Raw genomic sequence first — 19634 nt, 5'->3', positions numbered from 1 at the left:
CTTAATTATTGTCTAATCGAATATAAACAACAACGATACTAAAATAAAGAATAGAGTGTTTTTTTCTTTATAACCACTTTATTTATCAAATTGATATTACTGATAATATTGTTAATCTTAAATATGATATTAAACACAAATGTTACAAAAGTGAACAATTTGTTCTTGACTCCCTCTTTAGATTTAATAAAGTGTACGAGTAGTGGTTATCAATTAAACAAATGTTTAATTGATAACCATTATGCTAGGTAATTAAAAATGCAGAGGGATGTATAGCATGGCAACAGGTACAGTTAAATGGTTCAATAACGCCAAAGGGTTTGGCTTCATTTGTCCTGAAGGTGAAGACGGTGATATTTTTGCACACTATTCCACTATAGAAATGGATGGCTACCGAACATTAAAAGCAGGGCAAGCCGTCACCTATGAGATTCATGAAGGCCCTAAAGGTTTTCATGCTAGTGAAATAAAACCACTTGAATGTGAAGCAGTTAAATAGGCTTCTCTATCAACGTTCTAAAAGGTGAGTATTTATTACTCACCTTTTTTGAACCTATCTCCTCAGAAATACTCTCATTTCTTTCCATCTTTCTTTGTTAGGTCCCTATTTTGAAATATTTAATTTCTTTTGCTTTATTATTTTTTCTTAATGGTTGCGTGTCAGAAGCTCACCAAGAAAAAAGTACCATCAATATAGTTACAACAGGTAATATCACCGAAGTACTATCAGACAAAAAAAGTTTTACTTGGCACCCGACAATCAATGCTAATTATTTAAATTCAACACTCAATAATAATGAAGTAGAACAACAATTTATTTTATCCTTAAAAAATAAATTGGAGCAAAAAGGCTTCACCTACACAGATAATGCAATACAAGCCGATTTTTATATTGGTTATGGCTTAGGTGTTGATACAAAAATAAGTGACTCACAAATCCTTAACAAAACAGGGCTACTTGCAGGCTTACAGCCTCTAGATTCCGAGGGAAATAATAAAGCCAGTATTTTTATCGCTATCTTCTTACCAAGTCAGCTTTCCCCTTCATGGTCAGCACTTGCTCAAGGCTATACCAACATAGAGAAGAGTAACCAAAAAGAAAAAGCTATCAGCGAATTACTGAATTTTATGTTTAATAGCTTAAAAAACAATACTTAGATCACACAATTAAGATACACTATACTGCAACCAATAATTAACAATTGATTTACAAATGAGCGTCCCGTATCTTACTTCTATCCCAATTAAAGAAGTCCAAAGCTCATGATTAAGTCAAAACGAAATATCTTCGAAAAAAATAATAAACTGTCTCTTTTTAATGCTCTTATCGCTCTAAACGAAAAGAAACAAAAAATTGCCAATTTAAAATAAAAAAAGCAGCTGTAATTAGCTGCTTTTTTTATAACAAATTCGTGTAAATACTTTAATTACCATTATTAAAGAGCAATTAAGAAGAACAACTAATCTCCATTTTCTTACCCCATTCAGGAGGTAATTGAGCATATTGTCTAAACTCAGTATGTTCTTCAAATGGCTTTTCTAATAATAACAATAATATTTCTAACTCACTAAAATCGCCCTGTTGAGCTTTATCAATAGCCTGCTGCGCCAAATAATTTCTAAGAATATATTTAGGATTGAACCCTCTCATTTTCTCACAACGAAGTTCAACGCTATCCTCTTCCAATTCACAGCGGGTTAAATATAAATCCACCCACAACGTTGCTGCTTCTCGGTCAACAAACAGATCGACAATTGTTTGCTTATCTTTACTATCCAAATAAGAAAGTGTTCGCATAAATAGAGTGTAATCCACCGCATTTTGTGACAACAACTCAAACATTGATTCAAATAAGCGACTGTCTCCTTCATGCTTAGAAAGGAGTCCCAATTTATCTCTCATTAATTGACTAAAGTAACCGTGAAGCTGCGTTTCATATTGATCTAAAGAGGACTCTAAATCTGACTTATCAATTAATGGGGATAGAGAATGCGCCAGAGCTGACAAGTTCCACAAGCCAATTCTTGGTTGCTGATTAAAGGCATAACGCCCTTGATAATCAGAATGATTACAAATATAACCAGGTTCATAATCATCAAGAAAACCAAAAGGACCATAATCAAAGGTTTGACCAATAATCGACATGTTATCGGTATTCATTACACCGTGAGCAAAACCAACCGCCTGCCATTGCGCAATCATATAAGCAGTACGATCAACAATCTCATTAAACATAGCTGCGTAAGGTTTATCAGAATGAGCACAATCAGGGAAATGCCATTCAATTACTTTATCCGCTAATAATTTTTGCTCTGCCAATAAATAGGAATAAAAAAGATGTTCAAAATGCCCAAATCGAATATGAGTCTCTGCGACTCTAATAAGTAAGGCTCCCGTTTCGTAACCCTCTCTAAAGACAGGAGTATCACTGGTCATCATCCCTAATGCTCTTGTTGTTGGGATCCCTAAGCCTGCCATCGCCTCACTACACAAATACTCTCGGATAGTAGAGCGTAATACCGCACGGCCATCACCAGTGCGTGAATACGGCGTTCGACCAGCACCTTTGAGGTGAAGATCGAAACTAACTCCTGATTTATCAGCAAGTTCACCCAATAAAAGTCCTCGTCCATCTCCGAGATCTGGATTGTAACTACCAAATTGATGCCCCGCATATTTCATTGCTAAAGGAGAAAAAACAGAAGGAAGATTATCACCCGAAAATGCAGACAATAATTCAGGTGCATTCTCTGGGATTAGAGGCAGACCAAATTGCTCCGCTAACTCACTATTCCACATAATCCAGCGCGTATTATCTAACGGACTAGGATTTACTTGAGTAAAGAGACAACGAGGTAATTCAGAGTAACGAGTAGTAATCGAAAAAGCGTTCCAAAAAGACATTTGTGTATTCCATTAACGAGCAATGTCGTAACGCTAGCATATTGATAAATGATATAACAGAAATGAAAAAAGCCGCACTAACCATGAGGTTAATGCGGCCTTTTCAATTTGGTACGCCCTGAAGGATTCGAACCTTCGACCACCTCCTTAGAAGGGAGGTGCTCTATCCAGCTGAGCTAAGGGCGCTCTATGGGGTAGGATTATACGAATATACGAAAACAGATCAATCCTTTTCTTATCATTATCTTACTGAATGCTGAAAAATAAAGCAGATTGCCTATTGTTTGATTAAATATAGGCCTTTAACTTCATGTTCAATAGCATATTTATGAGTACTATTATTTTTATAACTTCACAAACGGAGAAAGCAATCGTTTGCGTCTAGCTATTACTATTTAATTCTGAGACAATACGCACGTCAATCAGTCAAAGCCCTTGTATAGGATTATTATGACCGCTCAAATTATCGATGGAAAACTTATCTCCCAAACTGTTCGCTCAGAAGTTGGGGCTCGTGTTAAAGCTCGCGTAGAAGCCGGATTACGTGCTCCAGGGCTAGCCGTAGTATTAGTAGGACAAGATCCTGCCTCTCAAGTTTATGTTGGAAGTAAACGTCGAGCTTGTGAAGAAGTCGGCTTTATTTCAAAATCTTATGATTTACCAACGACAACAACAGAAGCTGAATTGCTGTCTATTATTGACACATTAAATCAAGATGCTGAAATTGATGGTATTTTAGTTCAACTTCCTCTTCCTGCAGGAATGGACAGTACTAAAATTTTAGAGCGTATTGACCCAGAAAAAGACGTCGATGGCTTCCACCCATACAATGTAGGCCGTCTTTCTCAACGTATTCCAAAATTACGCTCATGCACCCCAAAAGGTATTATCACTCTGCTTGATCGTTACAATATTCAAGTACGTGGAATGCACGCGGTTGTTGTTGGTGCATCAAACATCGTTGGTCGTCCAATGACGTTAGAGTTACTTCTTGCAGGCTGTACCACCACCACCTGTCACCGATTCACAAAAGATCTTGAGCATCATATTCGTCAAGCCGACCTTGTTGTCGTTGCAGTAGGTAAACCAAACTTCATCCCTGGCGAGTGGATAAAAGAAGGTGCGGTTGTGGTCGATGTTGGCATTAATCGCTTAGATTCAGGTAAATTAATTGGTGACGTTGAATATGATGTCGCAAAAACAAAAGCAAGCTATATCACTCCTGTTCCTGGTGGTGTTGGCCCAATGACAGTGGCTAGTTTGATTGAGAATACCTTATTAGCTTGTGAGCAATACCACAGCAAATAAACAAATAAAGTGATAGAAATATCAATAGGCGAGCTTTTTAAGGTTCGCCTTTTTTATACCTGCGCATTACCACATTTCTCGATTAATTTTCATTCTATTTTCGGTTTTTTCTTGGACAAAATAAGGGTTTAGTTACTAACCTTAGATAAGAACGATTCGAACTATGGACGACAAGAGGAAATGGATATGAGTATTTTTGACCACTATCAAGCCCGTTATGAAGCAGCAAAAGATGAAGAAATATCACTGCAGGATTTCTTGTCATTATGTAGTAACGACAAAAGTGCTTATGCAAATGCAGCAGAAAGGCTTCTTATCGCCATTGGTGAACCAGAAGTAATCGACACTGCACTTGATCCTCAGCTGAGTCGTATTTTTTCTAATCGTGTCATCTCTCGCTATGAGACCTTTAAAGACTTCTATGGTATGGAGGAGCCAATTGAACAAATTGTTTCTTATCTTAAGCATGCCGCTCAAGGTCTAGAAGAGCGCAAACAAGTGCTTTACCTATTAGGTCCAGTAGGTGGCGGTAAATCATCATTAGCTGAAAAACTAAAAAGCTTAATGCAGAAGTTACCCATTTATGTCTTGAGTGCTAATGGAGAACGAAGCCCTGTCAACGACCACCCTTTCTGTTTATTTGATGTCACAGAAGATGGCGAGTTACTAAAAAAAGAATACGGTATTGAACCTCGCAACCTACGTTCAATTATGTCTCCGTGGGCAGCAAAGCGATTACATGAGTTCGGTGGTGACATTACCAAATTTAAAGTGATCAAAGTTCACCCATCAATTATCGACCAAATCGGGATAGCAAAAACCGAACCGGGTGATGAAAACAATCAAGATATCTCATCTCTTGTTGGTAAAGTAGATATTCGTCAATTAGAGCATTTTGCCCAAGATGACCCCGATGCATATAGTTACTCAGGCTCCTTATGTAAAGCCAACCAAGGCTTAATGGAGTTTGTAGAGATGTTTAAAGCGCCAATCAAAGTACTTCACCCTCTACTAACAGCAACACAAGAAGGTAACTTCAACGGTACAGAAGGATTATCAGCCCTGCCTTTTGATGGCATGATTTTAGCGCACTCAAATGAGTCAGAATGGCAAACTTTTCGAAACAATAAAAACAATGAAGCCTTTTTAGATAGGGTTTATATCGTCAAAGTCCCTTATTGTTTACGTGTTTCAGAAGAAGTTCGAATTTACCAAAAACTACTTGAACACAGTGAGCTTTATCATGCCCCTTGTGCCCCAAGTACCTTAGATATTTTGGCTCAGTTCTCTATATTGTCTCGCCTTAAAGATCCTGAAAATTCATCACTGTTCTCTAAAATGCGTGTTTATGATGGTGAAACACTAAAAGATACCGATCCAAAAGCCAAAAGTTACCAAGAATATAAAGACTTCGCCGGAGTCGATGAAGGGATGTCAGGCTTATCAACTCGATTCTCCTTTAAGATCCTTTCACGCGTATTTAATTTTGATCAAACTGAAGTTGCAGCAAATCCTGTTCACCTCTTCTACGTCATTGAACAACAAATTGAGCGTGAACAGTTTGCTCAAGACATTGCAGATAAGTACACCGAATTTGTAAAAGGTTTCTTAGTGCCTAAATACATAGAGTTTATTGGCAAAGAGATCCAAACCGCTTATCTCGAATCTTACTCAGAATATGGTCAGAACATCTTTGACCGCTATGTTGTCTATGCCGATTTTTGGATACAAGACCAAGAGTTCCGTGACCCAGATACCGGACAATTATTTGACCGCTCAGCCCTTAATGATGAGCTAGAAAAAATAGAGAAAACTGCTGGAATAAGTAACCCAAAAGATTTCCGAAACGAAATCGTAAATTTTGTTCTGCGGGCTAAAGCCAATAATAATGGCCAAAATCCAATATGGACAAGTTACGAAAAACTGCGTGTCGTTATTGAGAAGAAAATGTTCTCAAATACTGAAGATCTACTGCCTGTGATTTCCTTTAATGGCAAAACATCCACCGATGATCAGAAAAAACACGACGATTTTGTCGCTCGAATGATGGAAAAAGGCTACACCAGAAAGCAAGTTCGCCTTTTGGCAGAATGGTACTTACGTGTACGTAAATCTTCATAATAAAACTCTTTTATTTTCGAGATTATGTTGCAGCTCATTACTTAATGGGCTGCCCCTAGCAAAATAAGGGGTAACTAATGGCTCAATTTATTGATAGAAGATTAAACGGGAAAAAGAAAAGTACCGTGAATAGACAGCGCTTTATCCGCCGTCATCAAGAACAAATTAAACGTGCCGTCTCTGATGCCGTTAATCAGCGTTCAGTGACAAACATAGAAGGCGGTGAAAGTATCTCGATACCTAAGGGAGATATCTCTGAGCCTGCTTTCCATCAAGGACAAGGTGGAATACGTGAACGCGTGCTTCCTGGTAATGAACAATTCATCAAAGGCGATAAAATTGAACGCCCACAAGGTGGCAGTGGCAGTGGTGCTGGAGACGGCGATGCCAGCGCTGATGGAGAAGGCGAAGATGAGTTTAGTTTTCAAATTTCCAAAGATGAATATTTAGATATTTTATTTGAAGAACTTGAACTACCTAATTTAGAAAAGAATCAAGTTCAGAAAATTACAGAGTGGGAAACCCATCGAGCAGGCTACCAAACGGCTGGCGTCCCTTCTAATATCGATATTGTTCGTTCATTACAACAATCTCTTGCCCGTAGAACCGCCATGACGGCAGGAAAAAAACGACTGCTTGCTGAATTAGAAAAAGAGTTAGAAGAGATTAAAAACAGCGAACCAGCTCAACCTCTCTCTGTACGTAAGATGAAAGAAGAAATCGAAACATTACGAGAAAGAATTAAGCACGTGCCTTATATTGATTCTTTTGATTTACGTTATAAAAATTACGAGCGCACCCCTATTCCATCAAGTCAGGCGGTAATGTTCTGTTTAATGGACGTGTCAGGCTCAATGGATCAAGCAACAAAAGACATTGCCAAACGTTTTTATGTACTGCTTTATCTTTTCCTTACTCGTACCTATGAAAATGTCGAAGTTGTTTTTATTCGTCATCATACTCAAGCAAAAGAAGTTAATGAACACGACTTTTTCTACTCCCAAGAAACGGGAGGAACAATGGTATCCAGTGCATTAAGATTAATGAAAGAAGTGATTGCTGAGCGGTTCCCAGTCAATGAATGGAACATCTATGCAGCTCAGGCTTCTGATGGCGATAACTGGGCTGATGACTCACCAAAATGTAAAGAGTTGCTTACCGCATCGATTCTCCCAAATTGCCAGTATTACTCTTACATTGAAATAACCAAACGCCACCATCAAACCTTATGGACAGAATATGAAAAACTCGCTCAGGGATTTGATAATTTTGCGATGAAAAACATTCGATCGGTTGAAGATATCTACCCGATTTTCAGAGAGTTGTTTCAAAAACAATTGGCTTAGGAGGCACTATGAAAAGGAAAGCAATGCTACCTGACGGGCCAGATTGGACCTTTCAAATGCTAGAGCAATACCATGTTGAGATAAAAAAGGTCGCCGAATTTTATCGCCTAGATACTTATCCCAATCAGATTGAGATTATTACCGCTGAACAAATGATGGATGCTTACTCCAGTGTCGGTATGCCAATTAATTACCACCACTGGTCTTTTGGTAAAAAATTCATTCAAACAGAACAAAACTATAAACATGGGCAGATGGGATTAGCCTATGAAATAGTGATCAATTCTTCCCCATGTATTGCTTATTTAATGGAAGAGAACACCATCACAATGCAGGCTTTAGTTATGGCTCACGCCTGCTATGGGCATAATTCTTTTTTTAAAGGTAATTATCTATTCCAAACATGGACAGACGCCAGTTCTATTGTTGATTATTTACTGTTCGCTCAACAATACCTAACTCAATGTGAAGAAAAATATGGGGTCGATGAAGTAGAAAAGATCCTCGATTCTTGCCATGCCTTAATGAACTATGGCGTAGACAGATATAAGCGTCCAGAGAAAATCTCAATCGCAGAAGAGAAAATCCGCCAAGAAGACAGAGAAGCCTATCTTCAATCCCAAGTAAATGACCTATGGCGAACCGTACCAAAATCAAAAGAAGAAAACAGTGAAGAAAAAATTCGTTTCCCTTCCGAACCGCAAGAAAACATTCTTTATTTCATAGAGAAACACGCACCATTATTAGAGTCATGGCAACGAGAAGTGGTTCGAATAATCAGGAAAATAAGCCAATATTTTTACCCACAAAAACAAACTCAAGTGATGAATGAAGGCTGGGCTACCTTCTGGCACTATACTATTTTGAACCATTTATATGATGATGGACTCGTCTCTGAAAAATTTATTTTAGAATTCCTACATAGTCATACTAATGTGGTTGCTCAACCAGCCTATAACAGCCCTTATTACAGTGGTATTAACCCTTATGCTCTTGGGTTTGCTATGTTCCAAGACATTCGTCGAATATGTGAAGAACCAACCGATGAGGATAAAGAGTGGTTTCCTGATTTAGCAGGTAGCGATTGGCTTGATGCTGTCCACTTTGCTATGCATAACTTTAAAGATGAGAGTTTTATTAGCCAATATTTATCTCCTAAACTCATACGTGAATTTAAGTTATTTTCTATTTTAGATAATGATAAAAATAAACATATTGAGGTTAATGCTATTCACGATGAAACTGGTTATCGTGAAATAAGAGAGAAGTTAGCAGCCCAATATAACTTGAGTAACCTTGAACCTAATATTCAGGTATGGAATGTTGATGTTCGAGGAGACCGCTCTTTAACACTCAGACATATTCCCTACAATAGGATCCCATTGGATAAAAGTCATACTGAGGTGATGAAACATTTACATCGTTTATGGGGATTTGATGTAATTCTTGAAGAGATCATTTCATTTAATCGAGCAGAAATTATCTCTTCTTGCCCAAAACGTAACTATTACAATACAAGTATTTAATATCAATCGCAGTAAAATAGAAAAAGCCTTGAGATATCACTATCTCAAGGCTTTATTTTATCTAACTACTATAATAAATAATTGATGGATTATAGTGACGCTAATGCTGCGTTTAATGTTGTACTTGGACGCATTTCTTTCGCTGCTAGTTCAACAACTGGTTGGAAATAACCGCCAACATCACCAGCCTCACCTTGTGCTGCATTTAGCTCATCAACAATCTTAGTTTCATTAGACGTTAATGTCTCAGCTAAAGAACCAAAGTAAGCTTGAAGCTCTGCATCTTTTGTTTGTGCTGCTAGCTCTTGAGCCCAATACATAGCTAAGTAGAAGTGACTACCACGGTTATCTAACTCACCGACACGACGTGATGGTGATTTGTTTGTCTCAAGAAACTTAGATGTCGCAGCATCTAACGTATCTGCAAGGATTTGTGCTTTTGCATTGCCAGTCGTAACGCTTAAATGCTCAAACGATGCAGCTAATGCTAAGAACTCACCTAAAGAATCCCAACGTAAATGGTTTTCTTTTTCAAACTGCTGAACGTGTTTTGGAGCAGAACCGCCCGCACCCGTTTCAAATAGGCCACCACCATTCATAAGAGGAACAATAGACAGCATTTTCGCTGATGTACCAAGCTCTAGAATTGGGAATAAATCCGTTAGGTAATCACGCAGTACATTACCTGTTACTGAAATCGTATCTTCACCTTTAATAATACGCGCTAACGTATATTCAGTGGCTGCAACAGGAGACAGTATTTGAATATCAAGGCCAGCTGTATCGTGATCGGCAAGGTAAGTATTTACCTTCTTAATCAACTCTGCATCATGAGCACGATTTGCATCAAGCCAGAAAATTGCAGGTGTACCTGTTGCTCGAGCACGGTTTACTGCTAATTTAACCCAATCTTGAATTGGTGCATCTTTCGCCTGACACATACGCCAGATATCGCCTTCGCCCACAGAATGCTCAATCAGAGCAGAACCTGCTCCATCAATCACTCGCACTGTTCCCGCTTCAGGAAGAATGAACGTCTTATCATGAGAACCGTATTCTTCTGCTTTTTGAGCCATCAAGCCTACGTTTGGTACTGAACCCATCGTTGTTGGGTCAAACGCACCATTCGCTTTACAGAACTCAATAACTGATTGATAAACACCAGCATAACAACGATCTGGGATCATCGCTTTAGTGTCTTTCAATTGACCATCTGGACCCCACATACGACCAGAAGTACGTAGTGCAGCAGGCATAGAAGCATCGATAATCACATCACTTGGTACATGAAGGTTCGTAATACCACGATCTGAATCCACCATTGCAAGTTCAGGTTGGTATTCATATACCGCGGCAAGATCAGCTTCAATCACTGCTTTTTCAGCTTCTGGCAATGATGCTATTTTAGTGTAAACATCACCTACACCATTATTTGCATCAACACCCAGTTTTTCAAAAGTTGCTGCGTGTTTTGCAAATACATCTTTATAGAAAACTTTAACTGCATGACCAAAAATAACAGGATCTGATACTTTCATCATGGTTGCTTTCATATGTAAAGAAAGCAATACGTCTTCTTCTTTGGCTTTTTTGATCTCAGCTTCAAAAAATTCAACTAACGCTTTTTTACTCAGGCAAGAGCCATCAATGATCTCTTTATCTTTCAGTGCCAAACCTTCTTTCAGAACCGTCACACCACCATTAGCAGCAACAAACTCGATAGTTACATTTGTTGCACCATCAATCGTTACTGATTTTTCGCTTGAGTAAAAATCACCTTCACTCATACTTGCAACGTGTGATTTAGAATCTGAAGCCCATGCACCCATTGAATGTGGGTTATTACGAGCATATTGCTTAACCGCACCAGGCGCACGACGATCAGAGTTACCTTCACGAAGAACAGGGTTTACCGCAGAGCCTTTAATTTTATCGTAAACGGTCTTAACCGCTTTTTCTTCCTCTGTTTTTGCTTCTTCTGGGTAGTTAGGTAGAGCATAGCCTTTTGCTTGAAGCTCTTTAATTACCGCGTGAAGCTGAGGAATTGACGCACTAATATTTGGAAGTTTAATGATATTTGCTTCTGGTGTTTTTGCTAATTCACCAAGCTCAGCTAATGCATCACTAATGCGTTGTTCTTCCGTTAAGTATTCAGGAAAGCTTGCAATAACACGACCAGCAAGTGATATGTCGCGTGTATCAACGTCAATATCCGATGACGCTGCAAATGCTTGAATAATTGGAAGCAATGAATGCGTCGCCAGTGCTGGCGCTTCATCAGTGATAGTATAAATAATAGTAGATTTTTGCGTTGTCATTTAATTTCCCTATTTAATCTACAAAACCCGTAACAAAACGTATAATAGGCTTTGTAATTTACCGACTTTAGATACCAATTCTAGTAATTATCTAATTAATTGCATTGGTATTATTTTTATTAGTCTCTTGTTTCACGCGCGTACTATAGCGAAAAGCGGCGAACTTTAAAACTAAACGCCACAAAAGCTTTACAATTTTGCAAGGTAGTTAACATGACATTCAAGCGTTCCCCTAATTGGAAAAAACCAGCTTTTAAGAAAAAAGCGACTCAAAAGCCACGCCCTGCACCAAAAGATCGTAAAGTCCTTATCTTTAATAAACCTTTTGATGTATTGAGTCAATTTACTGATGACCAACATCGCCAGACGCTCGCAGATTTTATTTCAGTAAAAGATGTTTATGCCGCTGGTCGCCTTGATCGCGATAGCGAAGGTTTATTAATCTTGACCAATGATGGTGTCCTGCAAGCTCGTTTAACACAACCTGAGTCGAAATCACCAAAAACCTATTGGGTACAAGTTGAAGGCGATCCAACTGAAGAAGATTTAGAAAAACTTCGTCAAGGAGTCGAGTTGAAAGATGGCATGACACTGCCAGCAAAAGTAGAAATGATGGCAGAACCTGATTTATGGGAGCGTAATCCTCCGGTTCGATTCCGAGCTGCCATTCCAACCACTTGGATTGCAATAACGATTATTGAAGGCCGTAATCGTCAAGTTCGACGCATGACTGCACACATTGGCTTCCCAACATTACGTTTAATTCGTTACTCAATGGGCGATTGGACTATAAAAGATATCCCTCACGGAGAGTGGAAAGAAGTCACCCTGTAGTCACAACAATAATACATGTAAATGATAAGTTAAAAAACAGCTACACGTTTAGTACTTTTTCACTTAGAATCAAGAAAAGACAATAAAAAGTTATAAGGAATAAAAATGAATGTAATCATTAAGGTAGCAGGGATTGCTAGTGTACTATTATTATCTGCCTGTGCTCCCGCAGATAGAGCGGATATAAACTCTACAGAACTTACTAACGAGCATTATAAGAACCAAGAAAAACAACAAAAAAACTGTATGCTAACAGGTGAAATTGGCTGTGCTGATTAGTTAAGCTAAGCTTAGAGTAACGGAGTAAAAAATAAAAAAGGCTTGATAGAGTCACAACTATCAGGCCTTAGTTTCAATATCAAAAAGACAACTTACTGCCCTTAAATATTGATTTTATTCATCACCCATAAAACTCATATCTGGTAATGATTCTAAATTTTCTTTATAGCGCTTTTGATTAAACTCTGCGCCATTTTTCATCACATCAAACACTTCAACAGCTAACGCACACGCCATCATTTCAATTGCATCTTCGCGTGGATTACCGGTCATTACCAAGCGCATTAATGTCTCTTTAACTGCAACTGGGTTACCGTCTTCGATTTGATTTTTTACGGTTTCAATCAATGTTTCTTCAGTCATGAAATCGTCTTGTTGATCTGTCATCTTACTTCTCACTCTATAATTTCGCATACTATGCCACAACCAAACGATAAAAAAACCAAATAAACTCTAAATATATAGTACACTATGCCAATAGTACCAGTTGTAATTAATAATTATACTTTCTAATTAAATAGAGTCTCAATATGCTTAACAATTTCACTATAAAACAGAAACTCATTATGATTCTTGTTTTAATCATTATTTCAAGCTGCTCATTGATTTTTGTCGCATTTAACAATTCAGGAAAAACAGAACAGAGCTTTAACGAGTACGACCAAGCTGCTGTTGAAAGTCAAAAATACATTTTAATGATTAATCGAGACATGAACTACACCTCTCGTTTAACTCGCAGTATTATGCTTGGTGATGATTTTAATAAAAATTTCACTAAACTTGAAAATTACATTGATGCTATCGATTCTCATTTTGCCAATTTCACGCAAGCAGCATCAAAGCTGAGAGATAAGAAAGTAGCTAAACAACTAACTCAGCTAGCAAAACGTTCAGAAAAAGATACGATGGCATTTTTAAATGATGGTCGCCAGCGTATGGCAGCTATTCAACATATAGATCGTACACCTGAAGTTTTACAAGACACTTGGCAAGGCTACAAAACGGGAGCATCACCGTTAGCCAATAGTGCTCGCGTAAGCTTTAAGTCATTGGTTGAGTTAGAAGACACAGTTAAAAAGACAATTCATAGCTCAGCATTAGGTTCTATACAACAGATGAAAAATCGTCTTCTTGGCGTTTCTGTGTTTTTTCTTATTTTAAACTTTGCTTTAATCTTGATTATCATCAAGAGCATTCTATCTAGTATAGAAAAAGCGAAAAGTACAGTTGAACAGATCCAAAAAAATTCAGATTTAACTCAAAGAATCGACCTAGATGCGAAAGATGAAATTGGCCAATTGTCTAACTCTATCGATAAAATGCTGTGTACTTTTCAAGAAAGCATAAAAACAGTATCAAGCACCTCAACTCAATTAGCATCAACTGCGGATGGAGTTTCAAATATTACCACGAGTACTTTTCATTCAGTAAATGAACAACAACGAGAGTTAGACTTAGTTGCAACGGCAATGAATGAAATGACATCAACAGTGATGGAAGTGGCCCAAAATGCAAATAACGCCGAATCTTTTGCTCTAGAAACAGATAAAGAAGCACAACAAGGCAAACAAGTCGTCAACAGCACAATTAAAACCATAGAAACCTTAGCGCAAGAGATTGAACGCGCATCTAGTGTCATTAACAACCTAGAACACGACAGTCATCAAATTGGGTCTATTCTTGATGTGATCAAAGGGATTGCAGAGCAAACTAATCTACTTGCTCTAAATGCTGCCATTGAAGCAGCACGAGCAGGTGAACAAGGCCGTGGCTTTGCCGTAGTTGCTGATGAAGTACGCTCTCTTGCTAGTCGTACTCAAGAATCAACCGAAGAAATTCAACAGATGATTGAAAAACTTCAACAAGGTACGAAAACGGCAGTGTCAGTGATGCAGCAAAGTCAAACGTACGCGAATGATAGCGTAGATAATGCACGTATCGCAGGTGAGGCTTTAACTGCAATTACCGACTCAGTCACTCAAATTAGTGATATGAATACTCAAATAGCAACAGCGGCAGAAGAGCAAGGCGCGGTGGCTGAAGAGATTAATACCAACATTGTAAATATCAGCCATGCAGCAGAAACAACGGCATCAGGAGCAGAGGAAACGTCACGTGAGAGCGAAAACGTAGCAAATCTAGCTTCTAATCTTAAAAAGATTGTAAAACAATTTAAAGTGTAACGTATTCATGTAAAGCTAGTATTTATAGCAAATGAAGTCAGTATGAATGACACCAAAACAATTTGTTGAGGTGTCATTTTTTATGAACTATCCAAATTATTTAGCACTGAACATTTTCTTGCCTGTTTTATCTTGATCTGACCAAAAATTGATATTGAATTGAGCATCATCACTTAACTCAATACGGTGCCAATACTGCGGTGGACTTGTAGCAAACTGCCCTGCATTAATTACAACTTTTATTTCAGGTTCTGTCGCTTCAACAAACAAACTAAACAAGCGTGTTGTCCAGTCATGACGCTTTAAAACAACACCTTTAATTAAGCCATGAGGAATTTCTGTCATAGTTCACCTCTTTAATTCGTCGTATTTATCTCTCTAAATAAAGGAAATGCGTTCTTAACTAATTCATTGGTTACCACAAATCCTGTTAACTGATTATTGGCGTTGTAAGCTTTAGCACATAGCCCTTTAGTATCAATATCAACAGCCCAACGATCAATGTCGACTGATGTATTACCCGCAAGTTGTATTGGATAATGCGGTGTTTTCACCTTCACCATCATATTTGGTAATTCAAGCATCGTCTCAGTTCCTAATAAGGTTTTTGCTAACGCATTCGCACTTAATAAGATAGGTTGTAGGTATGACATTACCTTGCCTTCTATTTCGGCACAATCACCTAATGCATAGACATTATTCGCTGACGTTTGCAGTATTGAGTCAACCACAATCCCTCGATTAACCATAATATTCGTCTCTCTTGCTAGGTTCGTATTTGGTTTTAGGCCAGCGGCTGATATAACGCAATCCACTAAGTACGATTGACCATTCGTTGTCGTTACTCGATATCCGTTATCTTGTTTATTTACCGCTTGCACACAATCCGACAAAGTGACGGTGACCCCTTTTTCTCTGCATGCTTTTTCAAGTGGCAGTGAAATAAAGTCAGGGATCATATTGGCGAGTAAATGGCTATTTGGTTCAACCAAAGTAACCATTTTTCCTGAATTCGCTAAATCCATCGCGAGTTCAGTGCCAATTAAACCACCACCAACAACAAGTACTTTTTTAGATCCCAATACTTTTTGTTGAATACCGGAAAATTCTTTTAGGCTATTTAACGTCAGGATATCTTCACATCCATCACCATGAAAAGGTGGGATAAATGTTTGGGAGCCTGTCGCTAATACTAACTTTCCATAAGTATGCAGCTCACCATTTACAGTAATTGTTTGGCTCTCAGTATCTATCGACTCAACGAAGGCATGCGTATGTAAAATAACATTGTATTGCTCAGCAAAATCCCCGCCAGATAATGTAACCACATCTTCTGGGTTCTGCTGTTTTGAAAATACATGACTCAAGTCTGGCTTGTTATAGTCGTCACCACTGTCATTCGTAAATACATGAATTAGACAATCACTGTTAGTTCGACGAATGGTTTTAATTAATTGGTAAGACGCAAAACCACTACCAATAATAACGATAGGTAAACTCATCATTTATCCTCCAACTACTTAATTTCAACAAATACGTCTTTACCAAGATGACACTCAGGACATAAGAAATAATCAGGCACTTCTTCCCAAGGGGTATTAGGCTCGACTCCTTGATTTGGTTCACCAAGCTCTGGGTCATATACCCAATTACATACAGTACATAACATGCATTGTTTGGAGTCACTTAGTGCTGCTATCGACGTCTCTTTGTTTTCAGTAGATAACTCTACAGAAGGTTCAACTACAACAACTGGATCTTGAACTTTTACTGCTTTAGTCGCTGTTGGTTCAATGACTTTTGTTGTTTGTTCTTTTTTTTCTACATTAATCGTATTAAACGTTGTAGTTAGTGGTTTTAGTGCCCACTGTTTTGCAAGAAATTGTCCATGCTCTCGGCATAATTGCATCGCTTTACCATCTGGACGCCATTTCGCTTTTAGACCCACTGCGGTTTCAAAACCAGCATCAGTTAAGCGAGAATGAATTCTATCAACAGCACCACCATTCCAGCCGTAACTGCCAAATGCACCTGCTTTTTTCGCTCTAAATCGAAGGCCTGTAATTTCTTCTAACATGCCAGCAATTTTAGGCATCATCACATTGTTCATGGTTGATGAGCCAACAAGGATCCCTTTTGAGCGGAAAACACTGGTTAAAATGTCATTCTTATCTTGGCGAGAAACATTGAATACTTTGACCGCAACAGCAGGATCAATATCATGAATACCTTGAGCAATCGCATCTGCCATCATACGAGTGTTGTTTGACATAGAATCATAGAAAATAGTGATACGATCTTCTTGATAATTATCAGCCCACTCTAAATATTGATGGATAATTTGAGTTGGGTTATCTCTCCATACACAACCATGAGAGGTTGCAATCATGTCTACCGGTAAATTAAAGCTTAATACTTCTTTAATTTTTGCCGTCACTAACGCACTAAATGGCGTAAGGATATTGGCGTAATAACGTAAACATTGATCCATCAACTCTGTTTGATCGACTTCGTCATTAAACAAACGCTCATCACAATAGTGTTGACCAAATGCATCATTACTAAATAAAATCGCATCACCTGTTAAGTACGTCATCATGCTATCTGGCCAATGCAGCATTGGCGCTTCAACAAAAATCAATTGCTTGCCATTACCTATATCTAACGCATCGCCCGTTTTAATTGGATTAAAATTCCATTCAGGATGATGGTGGTGACCAACAATTGAATCAATCGCGTTTTCAGTACAATAAATCGGAGTTCCTGGAATTTTTTCCAGTAATGCAGCAAGCGCACCTGCATGGTCTTCTTCTGCATGGTTAATTACGATGTAATCAATGCTCGCAAGATCAATTTCCATTTCTAAATTTTGAATGAATTGATGACTAAAACGATGATCAACCGTATCGATTAATACTGTTTTTTCTTCTTGAATAAGATAACTGTTATAGCTTGTGCCTTTGGTCATTTTAAATTCAGTACCATGGAAATCAGATACTTCCCAATCACGTTGGCCAACCCAGTTAACATTGTTTTTAATATGAATAGTCATTGTTTTTTCTCATTTAATTATTAGCGTTACAACACATATTGCATTGAGCGTGCCAGATTTTATCATGTTGATTTTTAAGCAATTTAAATAAAAAACAAACAATCAATGTCATAATGACAATTGTTTACTTTTGTTAAAATGACAGTACAATTGTCAAATTAACAGTATTAAGCGCTATGGAGTTGTCATGAAAAACATCAAAGATGAATGGGTTCAAATCGCACTGGATTTAACCTCTGGATTATCAAATAAAGACCGCTTTGAACGCTTATTATCAACCATTCGAAATGCGTTAAAATGCGATGCTTCAGCTTTACTCTTATTTAAAAACCAATACTTCTCACCGCTTGCAACCAACGGATTAGACAGTGATGTTATTGGCCGTCGTTTTGCTATTTCACAACACCCTCGTTTAGAGGCCATAGCACGAGCTGGTGATATTGTTCGCTTCCCCCCAGACAGTGACTTACCAGACCCTTATGACGGACTAATTAAAAATAAAAAAGATCTCCTCCATGTGCACTCTTGCATTGGTCTTCCTTTACTTGTTAATGAACGATTAATTGGCGCGGTAACAATTGATGCTTTCGATCCTGCTCAATTTAATAGTTTTACCAATAAAGAATTGAGGATCATCAGTGCATTGGCAGCAACCAGTCTGAACACTGCATTACTGATGGAAAAATTAGAGAATCAATCTTCTGTCAGCTCAACAGGATCATCATTTGAAAGCGCACAGCAGAACAATGTTGAGATGATTGGTGAATCAAAAGCGATGAAAGAATTAAAAGCCAATATAAAAGCGGTCGCAAATACGGAATTATCAGTCTTAATCACAGGAGAAACAGGGGTAGGTAAAGAGTTAGTAGCGAGTGCTTTACATGAACAATCTTCAAGAGCGAATCAAAATTTAGTCTACTTAAACTGTGCCGCTTTACCCGAATCGGTCGCAGAAAGTGAACTGTTTGGTCATGTAAAAGGGGCATTTACTGGTGCTATCAGTAACCGTAAAGGTAAATTTGAATCTGCCGATAATGGCACGTTATTTTTAGATGAAATTGGTGAGTTATCTTTAGCTCTACAAGCCAAATTATTACGCGTTTTACAATATGGTGATATCCAACGAATTGGGGATGATAATCACATTAAAGTAAACACCCGTATTATTGCTGCGACCAATAAAACATTAAGTGAAGAAGTGAAAGAAGGGAATTTTAGAGCCGATTTGTACCACCGTTTAAGTGTCTTCCCTATTTTTGTTCCACCACTGCGAGACCGAGAAGGTGACATTACTCTTCTTGTTGGCTACTTTGCCGAAAAGAGTCGTATTAAACTAGGAGCCTCAAGCATTCGCATTACACCAGAAGCCATTACCTTACTTAATGCATACCTTTGGCCTGGTAATATTCGAGAATTAGAACACGTCATAAGCCGAGCGGCTGTTTTATCTAGAGCACAAAGTATTGATTCAGATTTAACGCTCTCTACTTCGTACTTTTTTATTCAAAAAGAAACAAACAGTAAAGAACTTGCACCTCAAGCAACAGAAACAATGAATTTGGAATACAGTAAAGGATTACGCTCAGCAACGGATGAATTCCAAGCTAAACTAATCCAAAAAACGTATCAAGAACATCAACAGAATTGGGCAGCAACAGCAAGAGCATTACAAGTTGATACGGGAAATTTACATCGTTTAGCAAAACGCTTAAATCTTAAGGAATAAATCCAAAAAATCTTTTTTATTTCACAGATATAATTA

General features: G+C 38.0%; 16 protein-coding genes and 1 tRNA gene. 10 read left to right on the top strand and 7 right to left on the bottom strand.

Going from position 1 to position 19634, the window contains the following annotated elements; all coding sequences use genetic code 11:
- Positions 1 to 277 precede the first annotated feature (277 nt).
- Together cspD and ACU5DF_RS08770 are read left to right on the top strand one after the other, a co-directional pair.
- Positions 278 to 499 (top strand): cold shock domain-containing protein CspD, encoded by a 222-nt coding sequence (gene cspD / locus ACU5DF_RS08775; protein ID WP_045102553.1) that lies wholly within the window; start codon positions 278 to 280, stop codon positions 497 to 499.
- 110 nt (positions 500 to 609) lie between these two features.
- Positions 610 to 1158, top strand: a complete 549-nt coding sequence (locus tag ACU5DF_RS08770) for a DUF4136 domain-containing protein (RefSeq protein WP_446712588.1) — start codon at positions 610 to 612, stop codon at positions 1156 to 1158.
- Between the two features lie 289 nt (positions 1159 to 1447).
- Here the strand turns inward: ACU5DF_RS08770 and ACU5DF_RS08765 are convergent, their stop codons facing one another.
- Both ACU5DF_RS08765 and ACU5DF_RS08760 read right to left on the bottom strand, forming a co-directional pair.
- Entirely contained in the window at positions 1448 to 2905 is a 1458-nt protein-coding gene (locus tag ACU5DF_RS08765; protein ID WP_446712587.1) for a protein adenylyltransferase SelO, read from the bottom strand.
- A gap of 109 nt (positions 2906 to 3014) precedes the next feature.
- Positions 3015 to 3091, bottom strand: a tRNA-Arg gene (locus ACU5DF_RS08760).
- Positions 3092 to 3355: 264 nt separating this feature from the next.
- On the opposite strand from ACU5DF_RS08760, the gene folD reads away from it, so the two are divergent.
- The 4 genes from folD (at position 3356) to ACU5DF_RS08740 (ending at position 9206) form a co-directional block, all read left to right on the top strand.
- A complete protein-coding gene (gene folD / locus ACU5DF_RS08755; RefSeq protein ID WP_122033989.1) occupies positions 3356 to 4213 on the top strand; it encodes a bifunctional methylenetetrahydrofolate dehydrogenase/methenyltetrahydrofolate cyclohydrolase FolD in 858 nt (285 codons plus the stop codon).
- Between the two features lie 186 nt (positions 4214 to 4399).
- A complete protein-coding gene (locus tag ACU5DF_RS08750; RefSeq protein WP_446712586.1) occupies positions 4400 to 6334 on the top strand; it encodes a PrkA family serine protein kinase in 1935 nt (644 codons plus the stop codon).
- Between the two features lie 77 nt (positions 6335 to 6411).
- Positions 6412 to 7680, top strand: a complete 1269-nt coding sequence (locus tag ACU5DF_RS08745; RefSeq protein WP_446712585.1) for a YeaH/YhbH family protein — start codon at positions 6412 to 6414, stop codon at positions 7678 to 7680.
- A gap of 8 nt (positions 7681 to 7688) precedes the next feature.
- Positions 7689 to 9206 carry a SpoVR family protein gene (locus ACU5DF_RS08740; RefSeq protein WP_446712584.1) on the top strand — a complete coding sequence of 506 codons (1518 nt, stop codon included), beginning with the start codon at positions 7689 to 7691 and terminating at the stop codon, positions 9204 to 9206.
- Positions 9207 to 9295: 89 nt separating this feature from the next.
- Here ACU5DF_RS08740 and ACU5DF_RS08735 read toward each other — a convergent pair whose 3' ends face one another.
- On the bottom strand, positions 9296 to 11524 hold the full coding sequence (locus ACU5DF_RS08735; RefSeq protein WP_446712583.1) for an NADP-dependent isocitrate dehydrogenase: 2229 nt from the start codon (positions 11522 to 11524) through the stop codon (positions 9296 to 9298).
- A gap of 213 nt (positions 11525 to 11737) precedes the next feature.
- On the opposite strand from ACU5DF_RS08735, the gene ACU5DF_RS08730 reads away from it, so the two are divergent.
- Positions 11738 to 12358 carry a pseudouridine synthase gene (locus ACU5DF_RS08730; RefSeq protein WP_446712582.1) on the top strand — a complete coding sequence of 207 codons (621 nt, stop codon included), beginning with the start codon at positions 11738 to 11740 and terminating at the stop codon, positions 12356 to 12358.
- Between the two features lie 105 nt (positions 12359 to 12463).
- Entirely contained in the window at positions 12464 to 12637 is a 174-nt protein-coding gene (locus ACU5DF_RS08725) for a hypothetical protein (RefSeq protein ID WP_446704344.1), read from the top strand.
- A gap of 114 nt (positions 12638 to 12751) precedes the next feature.
- On the opposite strand, the gene ACU5DF_RS08720 is transcribed toward ACU5DF_RS08725, so the two are convergent.
- Positions 12752 to 13024, bottom strand: a complete 273-nt coding sequence (locus ACU5DF_RS08720; protein WP_446704345.1) for a hypothetical protein — start codon at positions 13022 to 13024, stop codon at positions 12752 to 12754.
- 179 nt (positions 13025 to 13203) lie between these two features.
- Between ACU5DF_RS08720 and ACU5DF_RS08715 the strand changes: the two genes are divergently transcribed.
- Positions 13204 to 14820, top strand: coding sequence for a methyl-accepting chemotaxis protein (locus ACU5DF_RS08715; RefSeq protein WP_446712581.1), 1617 nt, complete (start codon positions 13204 to 13206; stop codon positions 14818 to 14820).
- Between the two features lie 96 nt (positions 14821 to 14916).
- Here ACU5DF_RS08715 and ACU5DF_RS08710 read toward each other — a convergent pair whose 3' ends face one another.
- The 3 genes from ACU5DF_RS08710 to norV are packed head-to-tail and all read right to left on the bottom strand — an operon-like array spanning position 14917 to position 17872.
- Positions 14917 to 15165, bottom strand: coding sequence for a TehB-like domain-containing protein (locus ACU5DF_RS08710; protein ID WP_446712580.1), 249 nt, complete (start codon positions 15163 to 15165; stop codon positions 14917 to 14919).
- 11 nt (positions 15166 to 15176) lie between these two features.
- Positions 15177 to 16322 carry an NADH:flavorubredoxin reductase NorW gene (gene norW, locus ACU5DF_RS08705; RefSeq protein WP_446714212.1) on the bottom strand — a complete coding sequence of 382 codons (1146 nt, stop codon included), beginning with the start codon at positions 16320 to 16322 and terminating at the stop codon, positions 15177 to 15179.
- A 14-nt stretch (positions 16323 to 16336) separates the two neighbouring features.
- Positions 16337 to 17872: an anaerobic nitric oxide reductase flavorubredoxin gene (gene norV / locus ACU5DF_RS08700; protein ID WP_446712579.1), complete on the bottom strand. Its 1536-nt coding sequence runs from the start codon at positions 17870 to 17872 to the stop codon at positions 16337 to 16339.
- A 187-nt stretch (positions 17873 to 18059) separates the two neighbouring features.
- Between norV and norR the strand changes: the two genes are divergently transcribed.
- A complete protein-coding gene (norR, locus tag ACU5DF_RS08695) occupies positions 18060 to 19598 on the top strand; it encodes a nitric oxide reductase transcriptional regulator NorR (protein ID WP_446712578.1) in 1539 nt (512 codons plus the stop codon).
- Positions 19599 to 19634 lie beyond the last annotated feature (36 nt).

The sequence above is a fragment of the Aliivibrio wodanis genome, from assembly GCF_052920805.1.
This window is presented reverse-complemented; position numbering and strand designations above follow the sequence as displayed.

Bases quoted from the DNA above. Each gene is read 5' to 3' on its own strand.
- cspD (WP_045102553.1), top strand. From the start codon at position 278: ATGGCAACAGGTACAGTTAAATGGTTCAATAACGCCAAAGGGTTTGGC.
- ACU5DF_RS08765 (WP_446712587.1), bottom strand. From the start codon at position 2,905: ATGTCTTTTTGGAACGCTTTTTCGATTACTACTCGTTACTCTGAATTA.
- folD (WP_122033989.1), top strand. From the start codon at position 3,356: ATGACCGCTCAAATTATCGATGGAAAACTTATCTCCCAAACTGTTCGC.
- ACU5DF_RS08750 (WP_446712586.1), top strand. From the start codon at position 4,400: ATGAGTATTTTTGACCACTATCAAGCCCGTTATGAAGCAGCAAAAGAT.
- ACU5DF_RS08745 (WP_446712585.1), top strand. From the start codon at position 6,412: ATGGCTCAATTTATTGATAGAAGATTAAACGGGAAAAAGAAAAGTACC.
- ACU5DF_RS08740 (WP_446712584.1), top strand. From the start codon at position 7,689: ATGAAAAGGAAAGCAATGCTACCTGACGGGCCAGATTGGACCTTTCAA.
- ACU5DF_RS08735 (WP_446712583.1), bottom strand. From the start codon at position 11,524: ATGACAACGCAAAAATCTACTATTATTTATACTATCACTGATGAAGCG.
- ACU5DF_RS08730 (WP_446712582.1), top strand. From the start codon at position 11,738: ATGACATTCAAGCGTTCCCCTAATTGGAAAAAACCAGCTTTTAAGAAA.
- ACU5DF_RS08725 (WP_446704344.1), top strand. From the start codon at position 12,464: ATGAATGTAATCATTAAGGTAGCAGGGATTGCTAGTGTACTATTATTA.
- ACU5DF_RS08720 (WP_446704345.1), bottom strand. From the start codon at position 13,024: ATGACAGATCAACAAGACGATTTCATGACTGAAGAAACATTGATTGAA.
- ACU5DF_RS08715 (WP_446712581.1), top strand. From the start codon at position 13,204: ATGATTCTTGTTTTAATCATTATTTCAAGCTGCTCATTGATTTTTGTC.
- ACU5DF_RS08710 (WP_446712580.1), bottom strand. From the start codon at position 15,165: ATGACAGAAATTCCTCATGGCTTAATTAAAGGTGTTGTTTTAAAGCGT.
- norW (WP_446714212.1), bottom strand. From the start codon at position 16,322: ATGAGTTTACCTATCGTTATTATTGGTAGTGGTTTTGCGTCTTACCAA.
- norV (WP_446712579.1), bottom strand. From the start codon at position 17,872: ATGACTATTCATATTAAAAACAATGTTAACTGGGTTGGCCAACGTGAT.
- norR (WP_446712578.1), top strand. From the start codon at position 18,060: ATGAAAAACATCAAAGATGAATGGGTTCAAATCGCACTGGATTTAACC.